Consider the following 23,322-nt stretch of genomic DNA (forward strand, 5'->3'; position numbering starts at 1 on the left):
CGCCACTCCGCCGCTTCGCTTGCGGGAAGTTGCCGTTCTCGGCGCCAACTGGCCGCGGAGGGGTGAGGCCCCTCGGCGCCGATCGCGTCTGGCCCCTTCCCCCGCGCGCCGCTTTTCGCCTATTTAGCGACTTCTTTGCCAGAGGATGCGCAAATTGGTCGGAGCGGGGACGGATCATACGAAGCAGGCGCTCACGGGCGGGCCGGCGATCATTCTGGTGCGCCCGCAATTGGCCGTGAATATCGGCATGTGCGCCCGCGCCATGGCCAATTTCGGGCTCTCCGACCTGCGCCTCGTCTCGCCGCGCGAGGGCTGGCCGCGCACGGGCGCCTATCGCAAGGGCGCCTACGCCGCCGCCGCCGGGGCGGCGCATCTTTTGGAGCAGGCGAAGCTCTATGACAGCGTGCGCGAGGCGATCGCCGACCTCAATTTCGTCTACGCCGCGACCGCGCGCGGACGCGGGCAGATGAAGGATGTGGTTCCGCCCGCCAAGGCGCTGGCCGATACGGCCGCCGGCGTCGCGGCGGACGAGAAGCGCGGCTTTCTCTTCGGCCCTGAGCGCACGGGCCTCGACAATGACGACGTCGCGCTCGCCGACGCAATCCTGACCTTTCCGGTCAATCCGGCCTACGCTTCGCTCAATCTCGCGCAATCCGTCCTGCTCGTCGGCTATGAATGGTTCCGCGCCGCCCATGGCGACGCCCTTCCCTACGCGCTGGAAGAGCGCTCGCCCCCGGCGACGCGCGAGATGACCATGGCTTTCTTCGATTTTCTCGAAGAGGAGCTCGACAAGCGCGGTTTCTTTCGCCCGCTCGACAAGAAGCCGGTCATGTCGCGCAATCTGCGCAACATGTTCCACCGCATGGGCCTGACGCAGCAGGATGTGCGCACGCTCTGGGGCATGGTGGTGCGGCTGGTGGAAGGACCGCGCCGTGATCCGAAGAAAATTTGGCGGCGGAAGAAGCTGGAAGACGCGGAGGGCTGAGACCACCCTTGTATCTGCCTATCAACGGATTTGTGAGATTCAAGCGACCTGCGTCGGGAGGGATGGCCATCCCTCCCGACGCGCGGCGATGTCGCCCGCCCACCCTTTGGCTACAACCGTCGGGGAGCCTGGGATCGTCGCCGCAGCTGCGCACGACCGAACAGTCGCTTGATTTGCAATCGCACGCACAAGGCAGGTTACCGTGGCAAAGATCATTTGTGGAGTTGACGTTTCCAAGGCGCGCCTCGACGTCTTCGTCGCTGGGCCCAACGTCGCCGCCGCCTTCGACAACACCGCCGAGGGCGTCGACGCGCTCGCCGGCTTCTGCCGAGAGCACGGCGTCGCGCTCGTCGCCATGGAGGCCACCGGCGGCCTCGAAAAGCTCGCCTTTCTCCTGCTCTGGAAAAGCGGCCTACCTTGCGCGCGCGTCAATCCCCGCCAGGTTCGCGACTTCGCCAAGGCGGCCGGCGCGCTGGAGAAGACCGACGCGATCGACGCCCGCCTCATCGCCGGCGCCGCCCGCGCCCTCAACATCGTCGAGACAAAGCCGCCCAGCGACGCCCAGCAGCGTCTCGAGGCGCTGACCACGCGTCTCTCGCAGATCGTCGCCGACCTCGTCACGCAAAAGCAGCGCCGCCATACGACAAGCGACGCTCTCGCGCGCGGCAGCATCGAGGCCGTCATCGCCTTCCTCGATGCGGAGGCCCGCCGCTTCGAGAAGGAGATCGCCGCCGAAATCGAAAAGGATCCGCTCTGGGCGCGCCTCGACGCCGCCCTGCGCAGCGTCAAGGGCGTCGCCGACCGCACTGTCGCCCGCCTCCTCGCCGAGCTCCCGGAGATCGGCGTCTATTCCAACAAGGCGATCGTCAAGCTCGCCGGCCTCGCCCCCATCGCCAACGACAGCGGCGCCCGCAGGGGCAATCGCCACATCCGCGGCGGACGCGCCCGCGTTCGCTCCATCCTCTTCCTCGTCGCCGGCATCGCAATGCGCTTCGACAAGAAGCTCAAGGCTTTCCACAACGCCCTCATCCAGAAGGGAAAACCCAAAATGGTCGCCCGAATCGCCCTCGCCCGAAAACTTCTCGTCATCCTCAACGCAAGAGCAAGAGAAGCCAGGGACGCTTTCCCTCCAGTCCATCCTTGACAGACCAGATAGTCGCTCCCCGTAAAGGGGAGGGTGAAAGTCGTTGCGATTAAAAACGGTTCTTGCGAGCCCCTCGATTGCGTCGTCGCTTACGCTCCTCGCAATGAGATTCCGTATCGTCAGCGCCGTTAAGCCCTCAATGCAACACCCGCTTCACGTCCTTGTGCGCCGTCGGCGGCGGGGCGAGCGGGCTCGCCTGATGATGCAGCAGCCGCCATTTGCCCGCGATCATGCGAAACCAGTTCGTCGCCAGCAGCAGCCCGCCGCCGACCTCCTCCACGCAGAATACGCGCCCGTCCTCGCCCTCAATCAGCGCCCGCTCCTCCCGCGCCGTCACCGTCTCCTGTGACGGATTACGGAAGATGTCGCGGTAGGAGGCGACAACCGGCGCGCAGCCGATCAGCGCCGGCCAGCCCGGATGCACGCAGGTGACGCCCTCCTCCGCCCAGATCGCCTCCATGGCGGCGAGATCGCGCGCGGCGAAGGCGCGGTAATAGGCGGCGTTGGCCGCGAGAAGGCTGTCTTCGTCCATGAAGGGACAGTGGTGGATTCACCCGGCCATGGCAATAGACTGGCGCCCTATTTGCGGACGGGCGTCATGGATTCGCTGACCTTATTCGGATTGTTCGCCGTGAGCGCCATGCTGTTCGCCTATGCGCTGGAAGAGCGCAGCCACTGGTTCGTCCTCGGCTTCGCGGCTTCCTGCGCGCTCGGCTCCCTTTACGGCTTTTTGCAGGGGGCCTGGCCCTTCGGGCTCGTCGAGGCGGTCTGGTCGGTCGTGGCGCTAAGGCGCTGGCGCGCGCGCATGGCGGACTTTCGCCGCCGCGACGGAAACCCCAAATGAAATCCGATCCGTATCGCGGCCAGCCGAATTGTGCTAAGCACGCGCCAACTCCCGGCCTTGAACCGGGCGCAGGAGGCCTGAAAATGTTCATCCAGACCGAAGCCACCCCCAATCCCGCCACGCTGAAATTCCTCCCCGGCCAGAATGTTCTCGGCCAGGGCGCGATGGAGTTCCGCTCGCCCGAGGCGGCCGCCAATGCGCCGCTCGCGCAGGCGCTCCTCGCCATAGATGGCGTCGAAGCGGTGATGTATGGGGGCGACTTCGTCTCGGTCACCAAGGACGAGAAGGACTGGGCGCATCTTAAACCCGCCATCCTCGGCACAATCATGGAACATTTCGCCTCCGGCGCGCCGCTCCTGACCGACGGCGCCGCCGCCGTGACCGACCATGACGGTGAGTTCTACGATGAAGCCGACGCGGAGACCGTGGCGACGATCAAGGAGCTGATCGAGACGCGCGTGCGGCCAGCCGTGGCGGGCGATGGCGGCGATATCGTCTTCAAGGGCTTCCGCGACGGCGTGGTCTATCTCGCCATGAAAGGCGCCTGCTCGGGCTGTCCTTCATCCACGGCGACGCTCCGAAACGGCATCGAAAACCTGCTGCGTCATTTTGTTCCGCAGGTGAAAGCGGTTCAACCGGCCTGAGGCGAATCCGGTCGGGCGCATGTCGAGGCTCGCGCCCGCGCCTTCACCGCTTCGCGGGCGCTGAGAAGTCTTCGTAAGAAACGGAGAGATCGTTCTTTCCCGCCGCCGCTTTCACGTCGATGACGAGTGACCATGCGGGATCGACAAAAGAATAAGAATGCCGCCCATTGGCCGCCGCCATCTCGGCGAACAACTTGTTGTAATAGGCGTCGTTGGGGCCTTGCGGATCGTATCTGAAGGAAACGGTGAAGATCGGATAGGCGTCGTTATTGCACAATTCGACTTTCCTGATCTCGATCCGCGCCCGGTTCAGGACGCGTTTCGTCGGATGCGACCATTGTCTCAGGTCCACCGCCCTGCAGCCATGCGCCAGCTCCCTGTAGAGCGACGTCGCCTCCAGAAGCGGCGCGGACAGGGCCGGTCGAGCGGCGCAGGCGAGGGCCGCGCCGGCCCCGGCGAGTCTCAAAATCTTCTTCACTCCGGCGCCTTTCGTTTTGCGAGCGGGGCGATGATAGCGCGTAATTCTTGCGCGAGCGCCATGCGTTGGCGCAAGGCCCGGCTGCGGCGCCGCCGTCGCCAATCCCCCTTCCTTGGTTGGAGGAAGCGCCGACCCACGACGACGCGCCTCTCGGCTTGACGAAAGCCCGCTCGATCTTTTCGCGCCCTTTGTTGATCGCGGCCCCAAAAGGGTCATATGCTCCGCCCATGCGAATCCTTGCGATTGACACCGCCCTGCCCGCCGTATCGGCCTGCGTGCTCGACCACGACGCGGAGGAGCCCATCGCTTCCGAGACCATCGCCATGGAGCGCGGCCATGCGGAAGCGATCATGCCGCTGATCGAGCGGGTCATGAGCAAGGTCCAGGGCGGCTTCTCCACGATCGACCGCGTCGCCGTCGCGGTCGGCCCCGGCTCCTTCACCGGAATTCGCATCGGGCTCGCCGCCGGCCAGGCCATCGCGCTGGCCTGCAAGGCCGAGGTTGTCGGCGTCTCGACGCTCGCCGCGCTCGCCGCGCCATTGATCCTGGAGGAATTCGACGGCGTCGTCGCCGCCGCCATCGACGCCCGCCATGGCAAGGTCTATGTCGCGGCTTTCGGCCCGGACGGCCGCGCGCTCCTCACGCCGCGCCGCGCCGGCGCGCATGAGGCGCTGCGGGCGCTGGGCGACGGGCCGCTGCTGCTCATCGGCTCGGGCGCCGAACTGCTGGCGAAGGAGGCCCGCGCGGGGGGCATGGCGGTCAGGATCGTCAGCGAGCAGGCCTCGCCAAACATCGAATACGTCGCCCGCCTTGGTCTCGCCGCGCGTCCAGAGACCGCGCCCGCCAAGCCGCTTTACCTGAAGGAGCCGGACGTCACCCTGCCTGGCAAGCCGCCGGAACCGGCCTTGTCCTCCGCCGCGCCCGAGGCCGAGCCGGCGCCCGAGGCCAGCCCCCCCGCCGCCGCCGAGCCGGCCCCCGACAGCGCCCCGTCGCAAGAGGCTCTCGCCTCCGCGCCCGCGCAGGCATAGATTTTTCCCGATGAGCCTGCTGACCAGTTTTTTCGCCAAGCCGACCTTCGTCGTCCGGCCGATCGGCGCCGAACGCGCGGAGGAGTGTGAGACGCTGCACGGCGCGTCCTTCGCCTTCGGATGGTCCAAGATCGATTTCGAGAGCTATCTCACCGACCCCCATGTCATCGCCGACGGCGCGGTCTCGGAGGGAGCGAGAGGCAAGCTCGGCGGCTTCATCCTCTCTCGCCTCCTCCCGCCCGACGCCGAGGTGCTCACCTTCGCCGTCGATCCGGCCCGCCGCGGCGCGGGACTGGGCCGCATGATCCTCGACAAGCATCTCGAAAATCTGGAGCGCGGCGGAGCCCGCCTTGTCTTTCTGGAAGTCGCCGACGACAACGAAGCGGCGCTGAAGCTCTATTATCGCTTCGGCTTCAAGGAGATCGGCCGGCGGGAGAATTATTACCAGCGCGCCGACGGGACGAAGCGCGCAGCGGTGAATTTGAGGCTGGAGATGTAGACGACAGTCTGGTTTCCCAGCTTGCCACACTGAACTAAGTCGACTAAGTTCATCTCCATGCGTACGGTCAACATCCACGAAGCGAAGACGCAACTATCGCGCCTTGTCGAGGAAGCGGCGAAAGGGGAATCCTTTATCATCGCCAAGGCCGGGAAGCCGATGGTGAAAGTTACGGCTCTCGGCGCTCTGGAGAAGAAAGCGGTTCGACGTCTGGGTTTCCTCAAGGGCAAGATTTCGGTCCCCGAAGATTTCGACACAATGGGCGCCGAGGAAATCGAGCGGATGTTTGCAGGCGACGAGTGAGATATCTTCTCGATACGCATTTGATCTTATGGGCGGCCGGAGATTTCGAACGACTACCCCGCTACGTGCAGGCTGTCTTGAAGGACGGCGGCAACGAAATCACATTCAGCGTCGCGAGCCTTTGGGAGATCGTTATCAAGAACGGTCAAGGCCGGAGCGATTTCGTTGTCGACGCCGCCGAACTGCGGCAGGCCCTCGCCGATAATGATTTCCGGGAATTACCGGTGCTTGCCGAGCATGTGCTCGCCGTCGAGGCGCTGCCCTTCCTACACAAGGATCCGTTCGACCGGCTTCTCCTTGCGCAAGCGATCATCGAGGGGCTGGTCTTGCTGACCTCGAACAAAGCGCTGGCGCGCTACCCAGGACCCGTGCAGGCGGTTTGACGATCACGCGCGCACTCGTCTGAGCGCTAGAAATATTGGAGTCGGCTCCCCCGCTAAAACCTCGTATAATGACGCGAACGGCAGCGGTTGCGAGCGAGTCGCGCCTTCAGGCCTAAAGGAGCATCAAAGATTTCCACCCTGGTTTCGAACGCCGCTGAAGCGCTTCAGGCGTCCCCCGAGACGACGGCCCCGCAAGGCGGGAATGAGCTCGGCGGCAAGGTTCTGGTCAAGTCTTACGGCTGCCAGATGAACGTCTATGACGCGACGCGCATGGCGGATCTTCTCGGCCGCGAGGGTTATGCCGAAACCGCCGACGAAGCCGAGGCCGATCTCGTCATCCTCAATACCTGCCATATCCGCGAAAAGGCCGCCGAGAAGATCTATTCCGAGCTCGGGAAGCTCGCTTTGGAAAAGCGCGACCGCGAGGCGCAGGGCCGCGACATGAAGATCGTCGTCGCCGGCTGCGTGGCGCAGGCCGAGGGCGAGGAGGTCTTGAGGCGCCAGCGCGCGGTCGATCTCGTCGTCGGCCCGCAGAGCTATCACCGCCTGCCGGACCTTCTGAAACAGGCGAAAGACGGCCGCCGCCTCACCGACACGGAATTCGCGGTCGAGGACAAATTCGACGCCCTGCCCCAGCCAAGCCGCGCCCAGATCCGCGCCCGCGGCGTCTCCGCCTTCGTCACAGTGCAGGAGGGCTGCGACAAGTTCTGCTCCTTTTGCGTGGTTCCCTACACGCGCGGCGCGGAGGTCTCACGGCCCGTCGCCGACATCCTCGCCGAGACGCGGCGGCTCGTGGACGCTGGCGTCCGCGAGATCACGCTCATCGGACAGAACGTCAACGCCTATCGCGGCGCCGACGATAATGGCGCGGAATGGAGCCTCGCCCGCCTGCTCGCGCATCTCGCGGACATGCAGGGGATCGAGCGGCTGCGTTACACGACCAGTCATCCTGTCGACATGGCGCAGGATTTGATTGACGCGCATGGGTCGATTCCAAAGCTCATGCCCTATGTCCATCTCCCGGTCCAATCGGGGTCGGACCGCATCTTGAAAGCCATGAACCGCAAGCATAACGCGGAAGACTATCTCGACATCGTCGCCCGGCTCCGCAAGGCGCGGCCGGACGTGGCGCTGTCGTCGGACTTCATCGTCGGCTTTCCTGGCGAGACGGACGAAGATTTCGAAGCGACGATGCGGCTCGTGCGCGAGGTCGGTTTCGCGTCAAGCTTCTCCTTCAAATATTCGCCACGCCCCGGCACGCCCGGCGCCGACCGGGACGATCAGATCGGCGAAGACGTCAAGCGCGCGCGTCTCGCCGCGCTGCAGGCGCTGCTCGAAGAACAGCGCCAAGCCTTCAACAGCGCGACCGTGGGCCGAACGATCGACGTGCTGTTCGAGAAACCCGGCCGCCACGAGGGTCAAATCGCTGGCAAGAGCCCCTATATGCAGGCAGTGCATGTCAGCGGCCCCGCTGAGATGATCGGCGGCGTGGCGCGCGTCGCGATCGTCGCGGCGGGCTCCAATTCGCTGGCGGGCCGGCTATCGGGCAAGGGCGAGGAGGCGAAGGCTTGACGACGATTGACGAACTGAGGATCGGACGCCGGGACGAGGCGGCCGAGCCCGACGCGGAAATCACCCTGGCCTTCGAAAACAATAAATACGCTTCTCTCGTCTTCGGGCATTACGACCAGAACCTCGCGAAGATCGAGCGCAGGCTGAAAATCGCCTCCTTCGCCAATGGCAATCACGTCACGCTCAAGGGCAAATCCGAAGCCTGCGAGCATGCCCGCCGCGTGCTGGAGGCGCTTTACGAGCGCATTTCCAAGGGACAGACGGTCGCGCTCGGCGACGTCGACGGCGCCATAGAGGAGACCGCGCGCCAGCGCAGCCTGTTCCCGGACGCGGAGCCCGCGCGCGGCGCCTTCGAGCAGCTCATCACCCGCAAGCGGGGGCTCGTCCGCGCGCGCAACGCCGCGCAGGACCAGTATTTGCGCGCTTTGAAGCGCTACGAACTGGTCTTCGGCTCCGGCCCCGCCGGCACGGGCAAGACATGGCTCGCGGTCGGTCACGCCGTCCAGCTCATGGAGCAAGGCGCGGTCGAGCGGCTCATCCTTTCGCGCCCCGCCGTCGAAGCTGGCGAGCGCCTCGGCTTCCTGCCCGGCGACATGCGCGAGAAGGTCGATCCCTATCTGCGCCCGATCTACGACGCGTTGCACGATTTCATGGACTCGCGCATGGTCGAGCGCGGCATGCAGACCGGCATCATCGAGGTGGCGCCGCTGGCCTTCATGCGCGGCCGCACGCTCACCCGCGCCTGCGTCCTGCTCGACGAAGCGCAGAACGCCACCTCCATGCAGATGAAGATGTTCCTCACGCGCCTCGGCGAAGGGTCGCGCATGATCGTCACGGGCGACCCGTCGCAGACCGACCTGCCGCCGGGCCAGACCTCGGGCCTGTCGGAGGCGGTCTCGCTGCTGTCCGAGATCGACAGCGTCGGCCGCGTCACTTTCTCCGAAGGGGACGTCGTCCGCCATGATCTCGTGCGCCAGATCGTCGGGGCCTATGACCGCGCCGCCCGCGCCAGGAACAAGCCGCGCGGCGAAGCATGAGCCTGGAGATCGACATCATCCTCTCCGCCGAGGCCTGGGACAGCTTCGACGGGCTGGGCAAGCTCACGCGCGACTGCGTGGAAGCGAGCTTGGCGGCGAGCGGCGCAAAGCTTGCCGAAGGCTGCGAGATCAGCGTCACTTTCTGCGACGACGCGGAGATTCAGGCGCTCAACGCCGAGTGGCGCGGCAAGGACAAGCCGACCAACGTCCTCTCCTTTCCCACGCCCGGGCCGCTCTCGACCCGCCCGCTTCTGGGCGATATCGTCATCGCCTACGAAACCGTAGCCGGAGAGGCGGCGGAGCAGGAAAAAACATTGCGCGAACATACGGCGCACATGGTCATCCATGGATTTCTGCATCTGATCGGCTATGATCACGAGACTGCCGCCGAGGCCGAAGAAATGGAGGGCCTCGAAAGACGGATCGCGTCCCGGTTGGGCTTGCGCGACCCCTACGCCGGCGAGGCGGCCGGCGAAGAGGAAGAAGCGGGCGAACTGAACGAAGGTCATGTCGATACGATCTGAAAACGCCGAGGAGCCATTAAGACGCGGCCACGAGCCGCGCGTGACGCTCATCGACCGGCTGCGCGGCCTGCTTGGCCTCTCGCCGGCATCCGTCCGCGAGGATATTGAAGACGCGCTCGAGGAGGCGGCCGGCGACGTGACGCCGCATGAGCGCGCGCTGCTGAAAAACGTGCTCGGCCTGCACGATCTGCGCGTCGAGGACGCGATGATCCCGCGCGCGGACATTATCGCCATTTCGCTCGACGCCTCCTTGCGCGAGGCGCTGGCGGTGTTTCGCGACGCCGGCCATTCGCGCCTGCCCGTCTATGCGGGGACGCTCGACGATCCGCGCGGCATGGTGCACATTCGCGATTTCGTCAATCATCTCGCCATCTGCGCGGAGATGTGCGACGCCCCGACCACCGTTGCCGAGGCCGCGGGGAAAAGGATCGACTTCGACACGCCGATATCCGACGCCAATCTCCTCAAGCCGGTGCTTTTCGTGCCGCGCTCCATGCCGGCGCTCGATCTGCTCATTCGAATGCAAACGACGCGCACCCATCTCGCGCTCGTCATCGACGAATATGGCGGGACGGACGGGCTGGTGACGATCGAAGACATTATGGAGATGATCGTCGGCGACATCGAGGACGAGCACGACGTCGCCGAGCCGCCGGAAATCGAGGAGCTCGACAATGGCGACTTCCTCGTCGACGCCCGCGCCGATCTGGACGAGGTGACGGCGCGGCTCGGCGTGGATTTCCGGTTGGAGGATACGCCGGCCGAGGTCACGACAATTGGCGGCCTCGTCGCCTGGCTCGCCGGCCGCGTGCCGATGCGCGGGGAGATCATCGCCACGCCCGTGGACGCCTATGAATTCGAGATCGTCGAGGCCGATCCCCGCCGCGTCGGCAAGCTGCGCGTGAGGGCGCGCCGCCGCCCCTGAATGTGGGCTGGGTTTCGGCGGAATCGCGGCAGCGCCCCTGACGGATCTCGGCCTTTGCCCCGCCGCGAAAGGGGCTAGAGTCGAACCGCTGATTCGCGGGGAGGCTCCGAAAGCCATGGCGCAGACTGCCGATATTACCGGCGTGCAGGCGGGACTGTCGTCGCTGCCTCACCGCATCATTCTGGCCGACGGCTGGGCGCGGCGCGCCATCGCCTTTACCGCCGGCGCCGCCGGGGCGCTCGCCCTTCCTCCGTTAGACTTCGCCCCGGCCATGGCCTTCCCGCTGACGGCGGCGGTCTGGCTGATCGACGGCGCTCCGGTCCAAGGGGCGCGTTTCAGCTTCGCGCCGATCCGCGCCGCGGCGGCGGCCGGCTGGTGGCTCGGCTTCGGCTATTTTCTGGCGAGCCTGTGGTGGCTCGGAGCGGCCATGCTGGTGGAGGCGGACCAATTCGCCTGGGCGCTGCCGCTCGCCGTCATCGGCCTTCCGGCCGCTCTGGCCCTTTTCCCCGCGCTCGGTTTCGCGCTCTCCCGTCTCCTTTGGTCGTCCGGGAGCCTGCGCATTTTCGCGCTCGCGGCCGGGCTCGGCGCCTCTGAGTGGCTGCGGGGCCACGTCCTGACAGGCTTTCCCTGGAACGACTTCGGCGTGGCGCTGGCGCAGGCCGGGCCGCTCGGACAGGCGGCCTCCCTGATCGGCCTTCCCGGCCTCGATCTGCTGGCGATCGTCATCTTCGCGGCGCCCGCGACGATCGTCGATCGCCGCCCGGCCCGGCCCTTTCTCTCCAACGCCGCCGCCTGGACCGCCGCTTTTCTCCTGCTCACGCTCTCGGCCTATGGCGCGCTGAGGCTCGCGACGAGCGAGACCGAATATGTGGACGGCGTCAAGCTGCGCCTGATGCAGCCGAACCTTCCGCAGGATGCGAAATTCAAGCCCGAGAACGGGCAGGAAATCCTGCGTCGCTATCTCGCGCTCTCGGATCGCGCGACGGGGCCGGGGCGCACTGGCGTCGCCGACGTCACGCATCTCGTCTGGCCCGAATCCGCCTTTCCCTACATTCTTTCTCGCGAGCCGCAGGCGCTCGCAGCGATCGCCCGCGCGCTGCAGGGCAAAATCCTGATCACGGGCGCCGCTCGAATCGAAGCGGACGGCGGCGGCAGGCGCGGCAGGATCTTCAACTCCATCGAGGTGTTGCAGGGCGACCGCATCCTCGCCTTCTACGACAAGATGCATCTCGTGCCCTTCGGCGAATATTTGCCCTTCGAAGGCCTGCTGCGCCCGCTCGGCGTGTCGCATCTCGTTCCGGGAACCTGGGATCAGGGCCAGGGTCCGCGCACCCTCGCCGCGCCGGGCCTGCCGCAAATGTCGCCGCTCATCTGCTACGAGGCGATCTTTCCCGGCGAGGCGGCGCCCAGGGACAAGCGCGGCAAGCGGCCGCAGCTTCTCCTGAACGTCACCAATGACGGGTGGTTCGGCAAGACCGTCGGTCCTTATCAACATTTCGCTCAGGCGCGGCTGCGCGCGATTGAGGAGGGCCTGCCGCTGATCCGCGTCGCGAACACCGGCATTTCCGCCATAGTCGACGCCTATGGTCGAACGATCGAGGCTCTCCCGCTCGGAGAGGAAGGCGTCATCGACGGCCGTCTGCCCAAGGCGGCGCCGGAGACCGTTTTCTCGCGGTGGGGAACCGCCGCTTTCGCGACGATTTGGGGTTTATTCCTGGCCGCGGCGCTGGCGGGGAGATCGCAAGGTTGAGATAGCTTCGCCAAGTTTTTCCCTTAGCGGAACCGCGCATTTTCGCTCGACTATTCGTTTATCTATAAGTTGTCGATTCTATTCGACAGTTCCCGCGCATCGAATGACCACGCGAATGCGGGAGTTGACGAATATGACAACTTTCTTTGTCCAAAATCAGGCGGATAGACATTAATCCTGTTTGCATTTGATCAGCGTTCGGCTAAAACGCGGCAGGAGGTCGTTGAACGTGAAGAAGACGCCAGACCCGATCGATCGGCACGTCGGCAGCCGTGTGCGGATGCAACGCATCCTGATGAAGATGAGCCAGGAAAAGCTCGGCGAAGCGCTCGGCCTCACCTTTCAACAAGTCCAGAAATACGAAAAGGGGCTGAACAGGATCGGCGCCAGCCGCCTGCAGCAGATCTCCAAAACGCTCAATGTCCCGCCGTCCTTCTTCTTCGACGGCGCGCCGACGCTCGCCACGGCCGAGGGCAACGGCCTCGCGGAAGAATCCTCCTCCCAATATGTGGTCGACTTCCTTTCCACGGCCGAGGGGCTGCATCTCAACCGCGCCTTCGCCCGCATCAAGGACCCCAAAGTGCGCAAGCGCGTCCTCGATCTGGTGACCACGCTCGCCGAGCAGGACGAGGGATAGCTTGGTTACGCTCCGCCTGGCGGAGTTCTCTATAACGAACGATTTGCCCTATAGTGGCTTGACGTATCGAACGCAGGCTGGCAGATGACGGAACGCTAGCGCCGCAGAGTCGTCGCGCGCTCTATCGACGGACGGCCATTGGGAGATTCCGACGTGACCCGGAAGAACTATCTTTTCACCAGCGAGTCTGTTTCCGAAGGCCATCCTGACAAGGTCAGCGACCGCATTTCCGACGAGATCGTCGACGAATTTTTCCGCGAGGGCCCGAAGGCGGGCATCGACCCCTACGCGATCCGCGTCGCCGCCGAAACGCTTTGCACGACCAATCGCGTCGTCATCGCCGGCGAAGTGCGCGGCCCGCACATCTCCTTCTCACGCATCGAGGAAATCGCCCGCGACGCGATCCGCAAGATCGGTTACGAGCAGCACGGCTTCCACTGGAACACGGCCAAGATCGAAGTCCTCCTGCACGAGCAGTCGGTCGATATCGCCCAGGGCGTCGACGCCGCCGGCAACAAGGACGAGGGCGCAGGCGACCAGGGCATCATGTTCGGCTACGCCACGAACGAGACGCCGGCCCTGATGCCGGCCCCGCTCTATTATTCGCACAAGATTCTGGAGCTGCTCGCCAACGCCCGCCACACCGGCAAGGAGAAGGGTCTCGGCCCCGACGCCAAGAGCCAGGTGACCGTCCGCTATGTCGACGGCAAGCCGGTCGAAGCCACCCAGATCGTGCTTTCCCATCAGCATATCGATGAGAGCCTGACGCCGGCCGATATCCGCCGCATCGCGGAGCCCTATATTCTCGAGGCCCTGCCGCAGGGCTGGATCACGGACGCGACCGTCTGGCACGTCAATCCGACCGGGAAGTTCTTCATCGGCGGCCCGGACGGCGACACCGGCCTCACCGGCCGCAAGATCATCGTCGACACTTACGGCGGCGCGGCCCCGCATGGCGGCGGCGCCTTCTCGGGCAAGGACCCGACCAAGGTCGACCGCTCGGCCGCCTACGCCGCCCGCTATCTGGCCAAGAACATCGTCGCCGCCGGCCTCGCGGACCGCGTGACGATCCAGCTCTCCTACGCCATCGGCGTCGCCGAGCCGCTGTCGATCTATGTGGACACCCACGGCACCGGCAAAGTGGCCGAGGACAAGATCGAAGCGGCGCTGCCGCAGCTCGTCCGCCTGACGCCGCGCGGCATTCGCGAGCATCTCCAGCTCAACCGCCCGATCTATGCGCGCACTTCCGCCTATGGCCATTTCGGCCGCGCGCCGGAGACGGACGGCGGCTTCTCCTGGGAAAAGACGGACCTCGTCAGCCAGTTGAAGTCGGCCCTGGCCTGATCGGCGCAAGCATCACCAATGACGCAATGGCCGGGCATGTCCCGGCCATTGGCATTAGGACACCGGGGAAAATGATCGAAGCGGCTCACCCGACCCGTCGCCTCTACGGCCGCTCCAGGGGCAAGGCGTTGCGCCCGCATCAGAGCGAACTGATGGCGGAGCTTTTGCCGCAGCTCGCGCTCGACCTGTCCAAACCCCTGCCCCTGCGGCCCGACCGCGAAACCCGCCTCGAGATCGGCTTCGGCGGCGGCGAGCATCTTATCGACGCGGCGGCCCGGGAGCCCGACGTCGATTTCTTCGGCTGCGAACCGTTTATCAACGGCATGGCCAAGCTCCTCGCTGGCATAGAGGCGCGCGGGCTTACGAACATCCGCCTCCACCGCGGCGACGCAGGCCAGATTCTCGACCTCCTGCCCCAGGCGAGCCTGTCGCGCGTCTATCTCTTCTATCCCGACCCTTGGCCGAAGCGGCGCCACCGAAAGAGGCGGTTCGTCTCGCCGGAGAATTTGGAAAAACTCGCGCGTGTCATGCGCGCCGGCGCCGAGCTGCGCTTCGCGACCGACATCGACGACTACGCAGCCTGGACGCTCGCCCGGCTGCGGGCTTGCAGGTCCTTCCGTTGGCGAGCCAAAACGGCCAATGACTGGCGCGCCCCGTGGGAGGGCTGGACGCAGACCAAATATGAGGCCAAGGCGATGGCGGCGGGGCGCCGTCCGGTCTATCTGACTTTCGTCCGACAGGGCGACTGAACAAGCGAGAGGGGAGCGGCGGGATGGTCGATATGACGAACACGGCGACCGGAGCGGCGGCGCCAATCGAGACGACGGTGGCGCGTTTCCGCGCCGACGTGCTCGAAGCGTCGATGCGCAAGCTGGTTCTGGTGGATTTTTGGGCGCCCTGGTGCGGCCCGTGCAAGCAGCTCGCCCCCGTGATCGAGCGCCTCGTCGCGGCGACCGGCGGCAAAGCCCTGCTCGTCAAGATGAATATCGACGCCGAGCCCGAGGTCGCCGACCAGCTCGGGATCAAGTCCATTCCCGCCGTCGTCGCCTTCCAGCGCGGGCGGCCCGTGGACGGCTTCGTCGGCGCCCTGCCCGAGAGTCAGATCAAGGGCTTTCTGGAGCGTCTTGTCGGCCCGGTCGAAGACGCGGCCGGCGACGCGCTGGAGGCCGCGCAGGCCATGATCGCGGAAGGCGACGTGGCCGGCGCGCATGCGTTGCTCTCTGAACTGACCAGCGAGGAGCCGGTCAACCCCAAGGCTTTCGCGATGCTCGCCCGCCTCTATGTGAGCGCCGGGCAGTTGGAGGCCGCGCGCGCGCTTTTGGAGCGCCTGCCGGAATCCGCGAAAAAGGACACGGACGTCGCGGCCGCCTGGGCGGCCATCGAGAACGCGGCCGCGGCCCAGGACCTCGGCGAGATCGAAGACCTCAGGACCCGCATCAATTTTGATCCCAACGATCTACAGGCCTATTTCGACCTCGCTCTGGCGCTCAACGCCAAGGACCGCCGCGAGGAAGCCGCGAATGCGCTTCTTGAAATCATTCGGCGCGACCGTAGTTGGAACGATGACGGGGCGAGGAAGCAACTCGTCCAGTTTTTCGAGGCGTGGGGACCGATGGACAAGGCGGCCGTCGCGGCGCGCCGGCGTCTCTCCACGCTGCTCTTCTCTTAAAGGGAGAGGCGTCCCCGCCCGCCGCCATGAGCCTGAACAGTTGCTACGCTGACATTCACGCGCTCCCGGAAGCGATTCCGCTCTTTCCGCTGACCGGCGCAGTGCTGCTGCCGCGCGGCGAGCTCCCGCTCAACATCTTCGAACCGCGATACGTCGCCATGGTCGACGACGCCATCAAGGGCGCGCGCCTGATCGGCATGATTCAGCCGCTGCCGAACGGCGACGGCGCCGCCGCGCCGCCGCTCTTCCAGATCGGTTGCGCCGGGCGGCTGACGCGTTTCTCGGAGACCGGCGACGGCCGCTATCTCATCACGCTGACCGGAGTCGCCCGTTTCCGCACCGTCGAGGAACTCGACGCCGGAACGCCGTATCGGCAATTCCGCGTGAGCTATGACGGCTTTCAGGCGGATCTTCTGCCCGGCGCCGGCGAAAACGCCGTGGATCGCGAGGCGGTCGTGACGATGTTGCGGAGCTTCGCCGAATATTCCAAACTCGAAATCGACTGGGCGAGCATAGACGCGGCGCCCACGGAAACTTTGGTCAACGCGCTTGCAATGATGTCGCCTTTCGGGGCTAACGAAAAGCAGGCGCTGGTCGAGGCGGTCGATCTCAAGACCCGCGCCGAGACTCTCGTCGCCCTCACGAAGCTGGACATGGCCCAGCGCGACGGCGATCGGCAACAATGGCACTGACGGGCGCCAAAAGAACAGGAAAGACAAGATGAGCGACAATATCGACGCCGCCGGCGACAATAACGAGGCCGGCGCGCCCGAGGGGACGAAGGTCGATCCGCGTCTCCTGGAAATCCTTGTTTGCCCGCTCACCAAGACGACGCTGGAATATGATCGTGCGCGGCAGGAGCTGATCTCCCGCTCGGCGCGTCTCGCCTATCCGATCCGCGACGGCATCCCGATCATGCTGCCTGAAGAGGCGCGGCAGATCGACTGACCCGCCGCATCCGCCATGGATGACGCGCCCGCCCGCGACCTTATCGCGCTTTTCGATCTGGAAAATCTCGGCGGCGACCGCTTCCGCGGCCACAGTCCCGCGTCATCGGGCCGCCATCTCTACGGCGGTCAGGTCGTCGCGCAGGCGCTTGTCGCGGCGACGCGCACCGTGCCCGGCGACCGCCCCCCGCACTCGCTGCACGCCTATTTCGTCCTCGCGGGCGACCCCCAAATCCCCATCGATTTCACCGTGGAGCGCATCCGCGACGGGCGAAGCTTCACCACCCGCCGCTGCGTCGCGACGCAGCAGGGCCGCACGATCTTCTCGCTGGAAGCCTCCTATCAGGTGCGGGAGGAGGGTTTCGAGCACGCGGCCGCTGCGCCGCCGGCGCCCGATCCCGAAAGTCTTGAGCCGATCAATGCCCTGGTCGAACGGTTTTGCGGTTTCCTGCCGGCGCCGGCCGAGCACTGGATGAAGCGCGCCTGCGCGCTGGACATGCGGATCGTCGCGCCGGAAACGTTGATCGCGCCGAACCGCCTCGGTCAGTTCATCTGGTTTCGGGTGCAGGGCCCCCTGCCGGACGACGAGGCGCTCCATGCGGCGCTGCTTGCCTATCTTTCGGACATGACGCTGCTGAACACGGCGCTCATCGTACATGGCCGCAATATTTTCGATCCGAAGATCAAGGTGGCGAGCCTCGATCATGCGCTGTGGCTGCACCATGCGCCGCGGGTCGATCAATGGCTGCTTTACGCCCAGGAAAGCCCTGCCGCCTCCGGCGCGCGCGGCCTGACCTTCGGGCGCATTTTCACGCGCGACGGTAAGCTGCTCGCATCCGTGGCGCAGGAAGGCCTTATCCGTCTGCGCACTAAAGTTTAGGCGCCTGCCAATTTCATAGGCGTCACCTCGAAATTAGCCGGACCGCCCATTTTTCGAGCAATTTGCTCGGTCTCGCCGACAGGTCCGAGCTTTCCGCTGCGGCAGGAGCGCGCGGCGGCCGCGCCTCTCTATCCTCGAACAGATGCGCCACCGCTCGAACCCGTGGATTTCCGGGACTCTCCGACGCTGGCACGGCATTTGAAAGCGCTTGCGCCGAGCGCGCCAGCGCTCTCTCCAGCGACCGCGCCGCTGCGGCGTCCCGCCTTAACCGGCGGCGCCCGTCCAAGGGGTCGATAACAACAGGATTGGCAGATGAAAATCGTGACAGCGATCATCAAGCCGTTCAAGCTCGACGAGGTCCGCGACGCGCTGACCAATATCGGCGTGCACGGCCTCACGGTGACGGAAGTCAAGGGCTACGGACGACAGAAGGGCCACACCGAGATCTATCGCGGCGCCGAATACGCCATCAGTTTCCTGCCGAAGCTCAAGATCGAAGTCGCCGTCGCCGCGAACCTCGTCGAGAAGGTCATCGAGGCGATCACCTCCACGGCCCGCACGGGCCAGATCGGCGATGGCAAGATCTTCGTCGGCCCGCTTGAGCGCGCCATCCGCATCCGCACCGGCGAATCCGACGCCGACGCGCTCTGACCGCCCCCTCCCGACAATTTTGGAGCTCTCCTACATGAAACTTCCTTCGTATCGAAGCGTCGCCGCTTCGACCCTCGCGGGAGCGGCGCTCCTCGCGCTGGCGGGGCCGGCGCTGGCCGGCAACGACCCCACCCCGAATCCGGGCGACGTCTCCTGGATGCTGACCGCGGCGCTGCTGGTGCTGATGATGTCGATTCCAGGCCTCGCGCTGTTCTATGGCGGCCTGGTCCGCACCAAGAATATGCTGTCGATCCTCACGCAGACTTTCGCGATCGTCTCGCTTATCGGCGTCGTCTGGGCCGTCTACGGCTATTCGTTCGCCTTCGGCGACGGCGGCTCGCTCAACCATTATGTCGGCGGCTTCAACAAGCTGTTCCTCAAGGGCGTGACCGCGGGCGCAAACGCCCCGACCTTCACGCCGGGCCATGTCATTCCGGAATACGCCTTCTTCGTCTTTCAGATGACCTTCGCCATGATCACCCCGGCCCTCATCGTCGGCGCCTATGCCGAGCGCATGAAGTTCTCGGCCGTGATGCTGTTCACTCTCCTCTGGGTCACATTCATCTACTTCCCAATCGCGCACTGGGTCTGGGGCGTGGCTGATCCCAACGCTATCGTCGACGCGGCGACGCAGCTCGCCGCCGCCACCACCGACGAGGCCAAGGCTGCCGCGCAGGCGAAGATCGACGAGATCGTCGCTAATGTCGGCTGGCTCGCCGGCAAGGGCGCGCTCGACTTTGCGGGGGGCACGGTCGTCCACATCAATGCGGGCATCGCCGGCCTCGTCGGCGCCGTCATGGTCGGCAAGCGCATCGGTTACGGCAAGGAAGTGCTGGCTCCCCACTCGCTGACAATGTCGATGATCGGCGCCTCCCTGCTGTGGGTCGGCTGGTTCGGCTTCAACGCCGGCTCGAACCTCGAAGCGAATGGCACGACAGCCCTCGCCTTCGTCAACACCATGGTCGCGACCGCCGCCGCGGGCCTGTCCTGGATGGTGGTCGAGTGGCTGATCAAGGGCAAGCCATCCCTGCTCGGCCTCATCACCGGCGCGGTCGCCGGGCTCGTCGCCGTGACGCCGGCTTCCGGCTTCGCGGGTCCGATGGGCTCGATCGTGCTCGGCCTCGTCGTCTCCCCGATCTGCCTCTTCTTCGTCGACGTGATCAAGAAGAAGGTCGGCTATGACGACGCGCTTGACGTCTTCGGCGTCCACTGCATCGGAGGCATCACCGGCGCGCTCGCGACCGGCCTTCTGGTCAACCCCGACTTCGGCGGCGTCGGCATCACCGACTACACCAACCTGGAAAGCTTCGCCGGGACCTACGACATGGTCGCGCAGATGAAAGCGCAGGGCACGGCGGTCGTCGCGACCCTGCTCTTCTCGGGCATCGGTTCCGCGATCCTCTACAAGGTCGTCGACATCATCGTCGGTCTGCGTCCGGCGCCCGATCAGGAGCGCGAAGGCCTGGACATCACGGATCACGGCGAACGCGCTTACAACTACTGATGCTGATCGTAACCCCCAAGCAAGCAATGGAGCGGCGCCTACGGGCGCCGTTTCTCTCTCGAACAGCCCACCCTGTGCGCCCCCGCACCGAAAACCGCCTCCCCCGCGCCTAAACAGACCTTGGCCGCTGGCCGCCGCCATGTTACTGGCCGGAAATTTGCGGGCCATACGGGGGAAATATTATGACCACAATTGCCTTTACCCGACGCGGGCTGCTCGGCGGCATGGTCGCGGCAAGCGCGCTTTCCGTCACGCGCGCCGCCTTCGCCGTCGAAACGATGAAGGACGTTGGGCAGCTCAAGCCGGGCGAATTCACATGGAATCCCGACCATGAGCGGGCGGGCCCCGTCTCGGTGGTCGTGTCGATCCCCGAGCAGCGCGTCCATGTCTATCGCAACGGCGTCCGCATCGCCGTCTCCACCTGCTCGACCGGCAAGCCGGGACACGAAACGCCGACGGGCGTGTTCGTCGTGTTGCAGAAGGACAAGGATCATCATTCGTCGATCTACGACGACGCGCCCATGCCGAACATGAACCGGCTGACCTGGTCGGGCGTGGCGCTGCACGCCGGCAACCTGCCGGGCTACCCGGCGTCGCATGGCTGCGTGCGTCTGCCCATGAAATTCTCCGAGTTGCTTTTCACCGTCACCCATATCGGCACGCCGGTGATCATCGCGGGCGCCCATACGGATCCCTGGGAGCTGACGCATCCGGGCATGGTGCTGTCCGGCTACGCCGAAAACGAATTCGAGCATGTGCTCGCGAGCCTCGACGGCAAGAAACATCCGTCCGACTGGACCGACGCCGAAAAAATGCCTGTCACGAGCGTCATCGTCTCGTCGGCGGACAAGGTGATCGAGCTCATCGAGAACGATCGCGTCGTCGCGCGTTCGAAGCTGACGCTGAAGGACGGCGACAGGCTCGGCTCGCATGTTTTCGTGCTCAACGGCGCAAATACGGAGGCGAAGGGCATGCATTGGAGCGCCATCACCCATCAGCAGGCCGCGACGCCGCTCACGCGCGACGACGTGGTGATGCAGCGCATTTCCGCCGAGCCGGCCTTTGTCGAGGAGATGAAGGCGCGCATGCATCCCGGCATGACCATGGTGCTGACCGACACGCCGCTCTCGCCGGACAAGCGCAGCGGCAAGGATTTCGTGATCGTCACGGCAGGGTGAAGCCGGCGGCCAGGCCGAGCGCCGGTCGGACTTCCATACCTCCCCTTGCCGGGAGAGGGCTGGGGTGAGAGGCAAGCCGCGCCACGAATGTTCGTTCGAGTGGACGCGCAGCCCGTCAGATATTCAATGCCGCCTCCGCCCTCACCTGACCCTCTCCCCGCGAGCACCCCGCGAGCGGGGAGAGGGGATTGGCCGGCGACCAGCGTCACGCCAGCTTCTGCTCCAGCGCGATTTTCATCAGCTCCATCGGCGTGCGGGCGCCGAGTTTGCGCTTCATGATCGAGCAGCTATTCGCGATCGTCTTGTACGAGACCTGCGTAGCCTCGGCGATCTCGGCCATGCCGAGGCCGGCGCCAAGCAGGCGAAGAATCTCCAGTTCGCGCGCGGTGAGCGCGGACAGGGGACTGACCGCGGCGCCGCTTTTCTCGAAGGCGAGCTGATTGGCGATCTTCGGCATCAGAAACACGCCGCCCTCCGCCACCTCCCGCACCGCCTTCAGCAACAGATAGGGATCGTCGTTCTTCGTCACATAGCCACGGGCGCCGGCCTCGATGGCGCGCGCCGCGAAGATTGGATCGTCGTTCATGCTGAAGACGACGATTCGCGCTGCGGGGTCGCGGTCGAGGATCCGCCGCGTCAGTTCGAGACCCGAGAGACCGGGCATGGCGATGTCGACCACGGTCACATCCGGTTTCTGCGCGACGAAGGCCGCAAGGCCCGTTTCGGCGTCGCGCGCGTCCGACACCTCGATGTCGCCCTCCCCGGCGAGCATCGCCGAACAGCCTGCGACGATGATCGGATGGTCGTCGACAATCAGAACCCGCATCTCTCCTCCACAAGCGACATCATTGCGAGGCGCGTAGCGGCGAAGCAATCCGGGACCGTAACGCCGCCCCGGATCGCTTCGTCGCGCTCGCGATGACGGACAAGATTGACCACAAGCGGCGGCGCCGTCAAAGTCGCCGCTCTCCGCAAGGATATTTTCGGTGATGCTCCAAAGTCTGTCCCTGCGCGCGCGGCTGTCGCTGCTGCTCGGCGGCGTCCTGGCGGCGGGCCTCGTCTTCGGCGTCGCGCTCCTGATTCTGCACGCCGGGGCGCGCGTCAATGCTGAGGTCGAAGCGGCCACGGGGCTTGCGCGCGACCTCGCGCAGGCCACCCTGCCCCGCATCGAGACTTCCAAAAACCCCGAAGCCGAACTGGCGGGACTGCTCGAGGACGCTCAGCGACTGCGCCATGTGCGCGTCACCGTCGAGGGCAAGGCCGGGCCGGCGACGCAAAGTGAAAAACGGGCGCCGGACTGGTTCAGCGCACTCGTCTTCCGGGCCCCGGCTCCGGCGCGGTTCGACACGCCGCTTGGCGCAATCGGCATCGCGGCCAGCGCGGCGGACGAGATCGCGGAGATCTGGACGGAAATCGTCTGGCTCGCCATCGGCGCGACCGCCGTCGCCGTCGTCGCCTTCGCCATCGTCTCTTATGCGGTCTCCCGCGCGCTAAGCCCCATCGGGGCGCTGTCGGGCGCGCTTCGCCGGCTTGAACAGGGCGATCACGCGGTGCGCGCGCCAGCCGACGGGCCGCCGGAATTCGTCGCGATCGGCGAACGCATCAACGCGCTCGCGGCGACCCTGGAGCGGCTCGACGGCGAGAACCATCGGCTCATGCGGCGCATGATCCATGTGCAGGACGAGGAGCGCCGCGACATCGCCCGCGACCTGCATGACGAGATCGGCCCGTTTCTCTTCACAGTGCGCGCGGGACTCGGCGCGTTGGCGCGCAAGGCGAAAACGCCGGGCGCCGAACCGGCGCGGCTGGCGGAGGATTGCGAGAAGATCGACGCGCAGGTCGCCGCGCTTCAGCAGGTGAACCGCCGCATTCTCGGCCGGCTGCGTCCCGCGGCGCTCGAGGAGATGGGACTGGCGGACGCCATCGAGGCGCTGGCCCGAAGCTGGCGCGAAACGCGGGCGGACGTGGAGATCGCTCTCTCGCTCGACGGCGCGCGCGGCGCGATGGACGAAATCACGGCGCTCACCGCCTATCGCGTCGCGCAGGAAGGCCTGACCAACGCCTTTCGTCACTCGGGCGCGCGCCGCATCGACGTCGCCCTGTCGCGCGATGGCGACAGGTTGCGCGTCGAGGTGAGCGACGACGGCGCGGGCCTGCCCGAGACGGCGGCAGGCGGTCTCGGCTTGCGCGGCATGGCGGAGAGAGTCGGCGCGCTCGGCGGAACGCTCTCCATGTCGAACCGGCCCGACGGGGGCGCGCGCCTCGCCGCGACGCTGCGTCTCGGGACGCTTTCCCAAGTATAGTTCAGAACCGGGAAATTTTCCCGGAAGCAACAGGACGATATCCTCAGAAAGTCGTTATTTTTCAGAAGTGTAGCGAGGGCGCCACAGGCCGGG

27 protein-coding genes are annotated in these 23,322 nt (G+C 65.8%); 24 read left to right on the forward strand and 3 right to left on the reverse strand.

From position 1 onward, the window contains the following. The first annotated feature begins 154 nt into the window (after positions 1–154). Positions 155–985, forward strand: coding sequence for an RNA methyltransferase (locus ACNHKD_RS13440; protein ID WP_442756898.1), 831 nt, complete (start codon positions 155–157; stop codon positions 983–985). A 202-nt stretch (positions 986–1,187) separates the two neighbouring features. Further along, the gene (locus tag ACNHKD_RS13445; RefSeq protein ID WP_442753421.1) at positions 1,188–2,129 is read left to right on the forward strand and encodes an IS110 family transposase; all 942 of its coding nucleotides are present in this window, start codon (positions 1,188–1,190) and stop codon (positions 2,127–2,129) included. 136 nt (positions 2,130–2,265) lie between these two features. Here the strand turns inward: ACNHKD_RS13445 and ACNHKD_RS13450 are convergent, their stop codons facing one another. Continuing rightward, complete coding sequence (locus ACNHKD_RS13450; protein ID WP_442753992.1) at positions 2,266–2,661, reverse strand: nuclear transport factor 2 family protein; 396 nt, start codon at positions 2,659–2,661, stop codon at positions 2,266–2,268. Positions 2,662–2,727: 66 nt separating this feature from the next. Here ACNHKD_RS13450 and ACNHKD_RS13455 point away from each other — a divergent pair, with 66 nt between their 5' ends. Together ACNHKD_RS13455 and ACNHKD_RS13460 are read left to right on the forward strand one after the other, a co-directional pair. Further along, a complete protein-coding gene (locus ACNHKD_RS13455; protein WP_442753993.1) occupies positions 2,728–2,973 on the forward strand; it encodes a hypothetical protein in 246 nt (81 codons plus the stop codon). An 83-nt stretch (positions 2,974–3,056) separates the two neighbouring features. After that, positions 3,057–3,617 (forward strand): NifU family protein, encoded by a 561-nt coding sequence (locus ACNHKD_RS13460; RefSeq protein WP_442753994.1) that lies wholly within the window; start codon positions 3,057–3,059, stop codon positions 3,615–3,617. Between the two features lie 43 nt (positions 3,618–3,660). Here ACNHKD_RS13460 and ACNHKD_RS13465 read toward each other — a convergent pair whose 3' ends face one another. Next, on the reverse strand, positions 3,661–4,095 hold the full coding sequence (locus tag ACNHKD_RS13465; protein WP_442753995.1) for a hypothetical protein: 435 nt from the start codon (positions 4,093–4,095) through the stop codon (positions 3,661–3,663). A gap of 227 nt (positions 4,096–4,322) precedes the next feature. Between ACNHKD_RS13465 and tsaB the strand changes: the two genes are divergently transcribed. The 19 genes from tsaB (at position 4,323) to ACNHKD_RS13560 (ending at position 20,926) form a co-directional block, all read left to right on the forward strand. Then, positions 4,323–5,123, forward strand: coding sequence for a tRNA (adenosine(37)-N6)-threonylcarbamoyltransferase complex dimerization subunit type 1 TsaB (gene tsaB / locus ACNHKD_RS13470; RefSeq protein WP_442753996.1), 801 nt, complete (start codon positions 4,323–4,325; stop codon positions 5,121–5,123). Positions 5,124–5,133: 10 nt separating this feature from the next. Then, positions 5,134–5,622 carry a GNAT family N-acetyltransferase gene (locus ACNHKD_RS13475; protein WP_442753997.1) on the forward strand — a complete coding sequence of 163 codons (489 nt, stop codon included), beginning with the start codon at positions 5,134–5,136 and terminating at the stop codon, positions 5,620–5,622. A 57-nt stretch (positions 5,623–5,679) separates the two neighbouring features. Next, positions 5,680–5,925 carry a type II toxin-antitoxin system Phd/YefM family antitoxin gene (locus tag ACNHKD_RS13480; RefSeq protein ID WP_442753998.1) on the forward strand — a complete coding sequence of 82 codons (246 nt, stop codon included), beginning with the start codon at positions 5,680–5,682 and terminating at the stop codon, positions 5,923–5,925. Next, a complete protein-coding gene (locus ACNHKD_RS13485) occupies positions 5,922–6,308 on the forward strand; it encodes a type II toxin-antitoxin system VapC family toxin (RefSeq protein ID WP_442753999.1) in 387 nt (128 codons plus the stop codon). The genes ACNHKD_RS13480 and ACNHKD_RS13485 overlap by 4 nt, the downstream gene beginning before the upstream one ends. 246 nt (positions 6,309–6,554) lie before the next feature. Then, a complete protein-coding gene (miaB, locus tag ACNHKD_RS13490) occupies positions 6,555–7,880 on the forward strand; it encodes a tRNA (N6-isopentenyl adenosine(37)-C2)-methylthiotransferase MiaB (protein ID WP_442754000.1) in 1,326 nt (441 codons plus the stop codon). Continuing rightward, positions 7,877–8,917 (forward strand): PhoH family protein, encoded by a 1,041-nt coding sequence (locus ACNHKD_RS13495; protein ID WP_442754001.1) that lies wholly within the window; start codon positions 7,877–7,879, stop codon positions 8,915–8,917. Before miaB ends, ACNHKD_RS13495 begins: the two co-directional genes overlap by 4 nt. After that, positions 8,914–9,441 (forward strand): rRNA maturation RNase YbeY, encoded by a 528-nt coding sequence (ybeY, locus tag ACNHKD_RS13500; protein WP_442754002.1) that lies wholly within the window; start codon positions 8,914–8,916, stop codon positions 9,439–9,441. The genes ACNHKD_RS13495 and ybeY overlap by 4 nt, the downstream gene beginning before the upstream one ends. Next, positions 9,425–10,366: a hemolysin family protein gene (locus tag ACNHKD_RS13505; protein WP_442754003.1), complete on the forward strand. Its 942-nt coding sequence runs from the start codon at positions 9,425–9,427 to the stop codon at positions 10,364–10,366. The genes ybeY and ACNHKD_RS13505 overlap by 17 nt, the downstream gene beginning before the upstream one ends. A 115-nt stretch (positions 10,367–10,481) precedes the next feature. Continuing rightward, on the forward strand, positions 10,482–12,116 hold the full coding sequence (gene lnt, locus ACNHKD_RS13510) for an apolipoprotein N-acyltransferase (RefSeq protein ID WP_442754004.1): 1,635 nt from the start codon (positions 10,482–10,484) through the stop codon (positions 12,114–12,116). A gap of 280 nt (positions 12,117–12,396) precedes the next feature. Then, positions 12,397–12,753 carry a helix-turn-helix domain-containing protein gene (locus ACNHKD_RS13515; protein ID WP_442756899.1) on the forward strand — a complete coding sequence of 119 codons (357 nt, stop codon included), beginning with the start codon at positions 12,397–12,399 and terminating at the stop codon, positions 12,751–12,753. Positions 12,754–12,906: 153 nt separating this feature from the next. Continuing rightward, positions 12,907–14,097, forward strand: coding sequence for a methionine adenosyltransferase (metK, locus tag ACNHKD_RS13520; RefSeq protein WP_442754005.1), 1,191 nt, complete (start codon positions 12,907–12,909; stop codon positions 14,095–14,097). 71 nt (positions 14,098–14,168) lie between these two features. Further along, positions 14,169–14,846: a tRNA (guanosine(46)-N7)-methyltransferase TrmB gene (trmB, locus tag ACNHKD_RS13525; RefSeq protein WP_442754006.1), complete on the forward strand. Its 678-nt coding sequence runs from the start codon at positions 14,169–14,171 to the stop codon at positions 14,844–14,846. Between the two features lie 32 nt (positions 14,847–14,878). Next, positions 14,879–15,766, forward strand: coding sequence for a thioredoxin (gene trxA, locus ACNHKD_RS13530; RefSeq protein ID WP_442756900.1), 888 nt, complete (start codon positions 14,879–14,881; stop codon positions 15,764–15,766). A 26-nt stretch (positions 15,767–15,792) separates the two neighbouring features. Beyond that, positions 15,793–16,458 (forward strand): LON peptidase substrate-binding domain-containing protein, encoded by a 666-nt coding sequence (locus ACNHKD_RS13535; protein WP_442754007.1) that lies wholly within the window; start codon positions 15,793–15,795, stop codon positions 16,456–16,458. Between the two features lie 28 nt (positions 16,459–16,486). After that, positions 16,487–16,714 carry a Trm112 family protein gene (locus ACNHKD_RS13540; protein ID WP_442754008.1) on the forward strand — a complete coding sequence of 76 codons (228 nt, stop codon included), beginning with the start codon at positions 16,487–16,489 and terminating at the stop codon, positions 16,712–16,714. A 15-nt stretch (positions 16,715–16,729) separates the two neighbouring features. Beyond that, the gene (locus ACNHKD_RS13545; RefSeq protein ID WP_442754009.1) at positions 16,730–17,593 is read left to right on the forward strand and encodes an acyl-CoA thioesterase; all 864 of its coding nucleotides are present in this window, start codon (positions 16,730–16,732) and stop codon (positions 17,591–17,593) included. A 312-nt stretch (positions 17,594–17,905) separates the two neighbouring features. Further along, positions 17,906–18,244, forward strand: coding sequence for a P-II family nitrogen regulator (locus ACNHKD_RS13550; protein WP_442754010.1), 339 nt, complete (start codon positions 17,906–17,908; stop codon positions 18,242–18,244). A gap of 34 nt (positions 18,245–18,278) precedes the next feature. Next, entirely contained in the window at positions 18,279–19,748 is a 1,470-nt protein-coding gene (locus ACNHKD_RS13555; protein WP_442754011.1) for an ammonium transporter, read from the forward strand. A gap of 182 nt (positions 19,749–19,930) precedes the next feature. After that, positions 19,931–20,926: a L,D-transpeptidase gene (locus ACNHKD_RS13560; RefSeq protein WP_442754012.1), complete on the forward strand. Its 996-nt coding sequence runs from the start codon at positions 19,931–19,933 to the stop codon at positions 20,924–20,926. A gap of 205 nt (positions 20,927–21,131) precedes the next feature. Here the strand turns inward: ACNHKD_RS13560 and ACNHKD_RS13565 are convergent, their stop codons facing one another. Beyond that, a complete protein-coding gene (locus ACNHKD_RS13565) occupies positions 21,132–21,752 on the reverse strand; it encodes a response regulator transcription factor (RefSeq protein ID WP_442754013.1) in 621 nt (206 codons plus the stop codon). A 163-nt stretch (positions 21,753–21,915) separates the two neighbouring features. Between ACNHKD_RS13565 and ACNHKD_RS13570 the strand changes: the two genes are divergently transcribed. After that, the gene (locus ACNHKD_RS13570) at positions 21,916–23,229 is read left to right on the forward strand and encodes a histidine kinase (RefSeq protein ID WP_442756901.1); all 1,314 of its coding nucleotides are present in this window, start codon (positions 21,916–21,918) and stop codon (positions 23,227–23,229) included. Positions 23,230–23,322: the final 93 nt, after the last annotated feature.

Source organism: Methylocystis sp. JAN1 (assembly GCF_052186135.1).
Lineage (GTDB): Bacteria > Pseudomonadota > Alphaproteobacteria > Rhizobiales > Beijerinckiaceae > Methylocystis.

What these genes read in the sequence shown, in the direction of transcription:
- ACNHKD_RS13450 (WP_442753992.1), bottom strand. Translation starts at nt 2,661, where the DNA reads ATGGACGAAGACAGCCTTCTCGCGGCCAACGCCGCCTATTACCGCGCC.
- ACNHKD_RS13455 (WP_442753993.1), top strand. Translation starts at nt 2,728, where the DNA reads ATGGATTCGCTGACCTTATTCGGATTGTTCGCCGTGAGCGCCATGCTG.
- ACNHKD_RS13460 (WP_442753994.1), top strand. Translation starts at nt 3,057, where the DNA reads ATGTTCATCCAGACCGAAGCCACCCCCAATCCCGCCACGCTGAAATTC.
- tsaB (WP_442753996.1), top strand. Translation starts at nt 4,323, where the DNA reads ATGCGAATCCTTGCGATTGACACCGCCCTGCCCGCCGTATCGGCCTGC.
- ACNHKD_RS13475 (WP_442753997.1), top strand. Translation starts at nt 5,134, where the DNA reads ATGAGCCTGCTGACCAGTTTTTTCGCCAAGCCGACCTTCGTCGTCCGG.
- ACNHKD_RS13480 (WP_442753998.1), top strand. Translation starts at nt 5,680, where the DNA reads ATGCGTACGGTCAACATCCACGAAGCGAAGACGCAACTATCGCGCCTT.
- miaB (WP_442754000.1), top strand. Translation starts at nt 6,555, where the DNA reads ATGAACGTCTATGACGCGACGCGCATGGCGGATCTTCTCGGCCGCGAG.
- ybeY (WP_442754002.1), top strand. Translation starts at nt 8,914, where the DNA reads ATGAGCCTGGAGATCGACATCATCCTCTCCGCCGAGGCCTGGGACAGC.
- ACNHKD_RS13505 (WP_442754003.1), top strand. Translation starts at nt 9,425, where the DNA reads ATGTCGATACGATCTGAAAACGCCGAGGAGCCATTAAGACGCGGCCAC.
- lnt (WP_442754004.1), top strand. Translation starts at nt 10,482, where the DNA reads ATGGCGCAGACTGCCGATATTACCGGCGTGCAGGCGGGACTGTCGTCG.
- ACNHKD_RS13515 (WP_442756899.1), top strand. Translation starts at nt 12,397, where the DNA reads ATGCAACGCATCCTGATGAAGATGAGCCAGGAAAAGCTCGGCGAAGCG.
- trmB (WP_442754006.1), top strand. Translation starts at nt 14,169, where the DNA reads ATGATCGAAGCGGCTCACCCGACCCGTCGCCTCTACGGCCGCTCCAGG.
- trxA (WP_442756900.1), top strand. Translation starts at nt 14,879, where the DNA reads ATGACGAACACGGCGACCGGAGCGGCGGCGCCAATCGAGACGACGGTG.
- ACNHKD_RS13535 (WP_442754007.1), top strand. Translation starts at nt 15,793, where the DNA reads ATGAGCCTGAACAGTTGCTACGCTGACATTCACGCGCTCCCGGAAGCG.
- ACNHKD_RS13540 (WP_442754008.1), top strand. Translation starts at nt 16,487, where the DNA reads ATGAGCGACAATATCGACGCCGCCGGCGACAATAACGAGGCCGGCGCG.
- ACNHKD_RS13545 (WP_442754009.1), top strand. Translation starts at nt 16,730, where the DNA reads ATGGATGACGCGCCCGCCCGCGACCTTATCGCGCTTTTCGATCTGGAA.
- ACNHKD_RS13550 (WP_442754010.1), top strand. Translation starts at nt 17,906, where the DNA reads ATGAAAATCGTGACAGCGATCATCAAGCCGTTCAAGCTCGACGAGGTC.
- ACNHKD_RS13555 (WP_442754011.1), top strand. Translation starts at nt 18,279, where the DNA reads ATGAAACTTCCTTCGTATCGAAGCGTCGCCGCTTCGACCCTCGCGGGA.
- ACNHKD_RS13560 (WP_442754012.1), top strand. Translation starts at nt 19,931, where the DNA reads ATGACCACAATTGCCTTTACCCGACGCGGGCTGCTCGGCGGCATGGTC.
- ACNHKD_RS13565 (WP_442754013.1), bottom strand. Translation starts at nt 21,752, where the DNA reads ATGCGGGTTCTGATTGTCGACGACCATCCGATCATCGTCGCAGGCTGT.
- ACNHKD_RS13570 (WP_442756901.1), top strand. Translation starts at nt 21,916, where the DNA reads ATGCTCCAAAGTCTGTCCCTGCGCGCGCGGCTGTCGCTGCTGCTCGGC.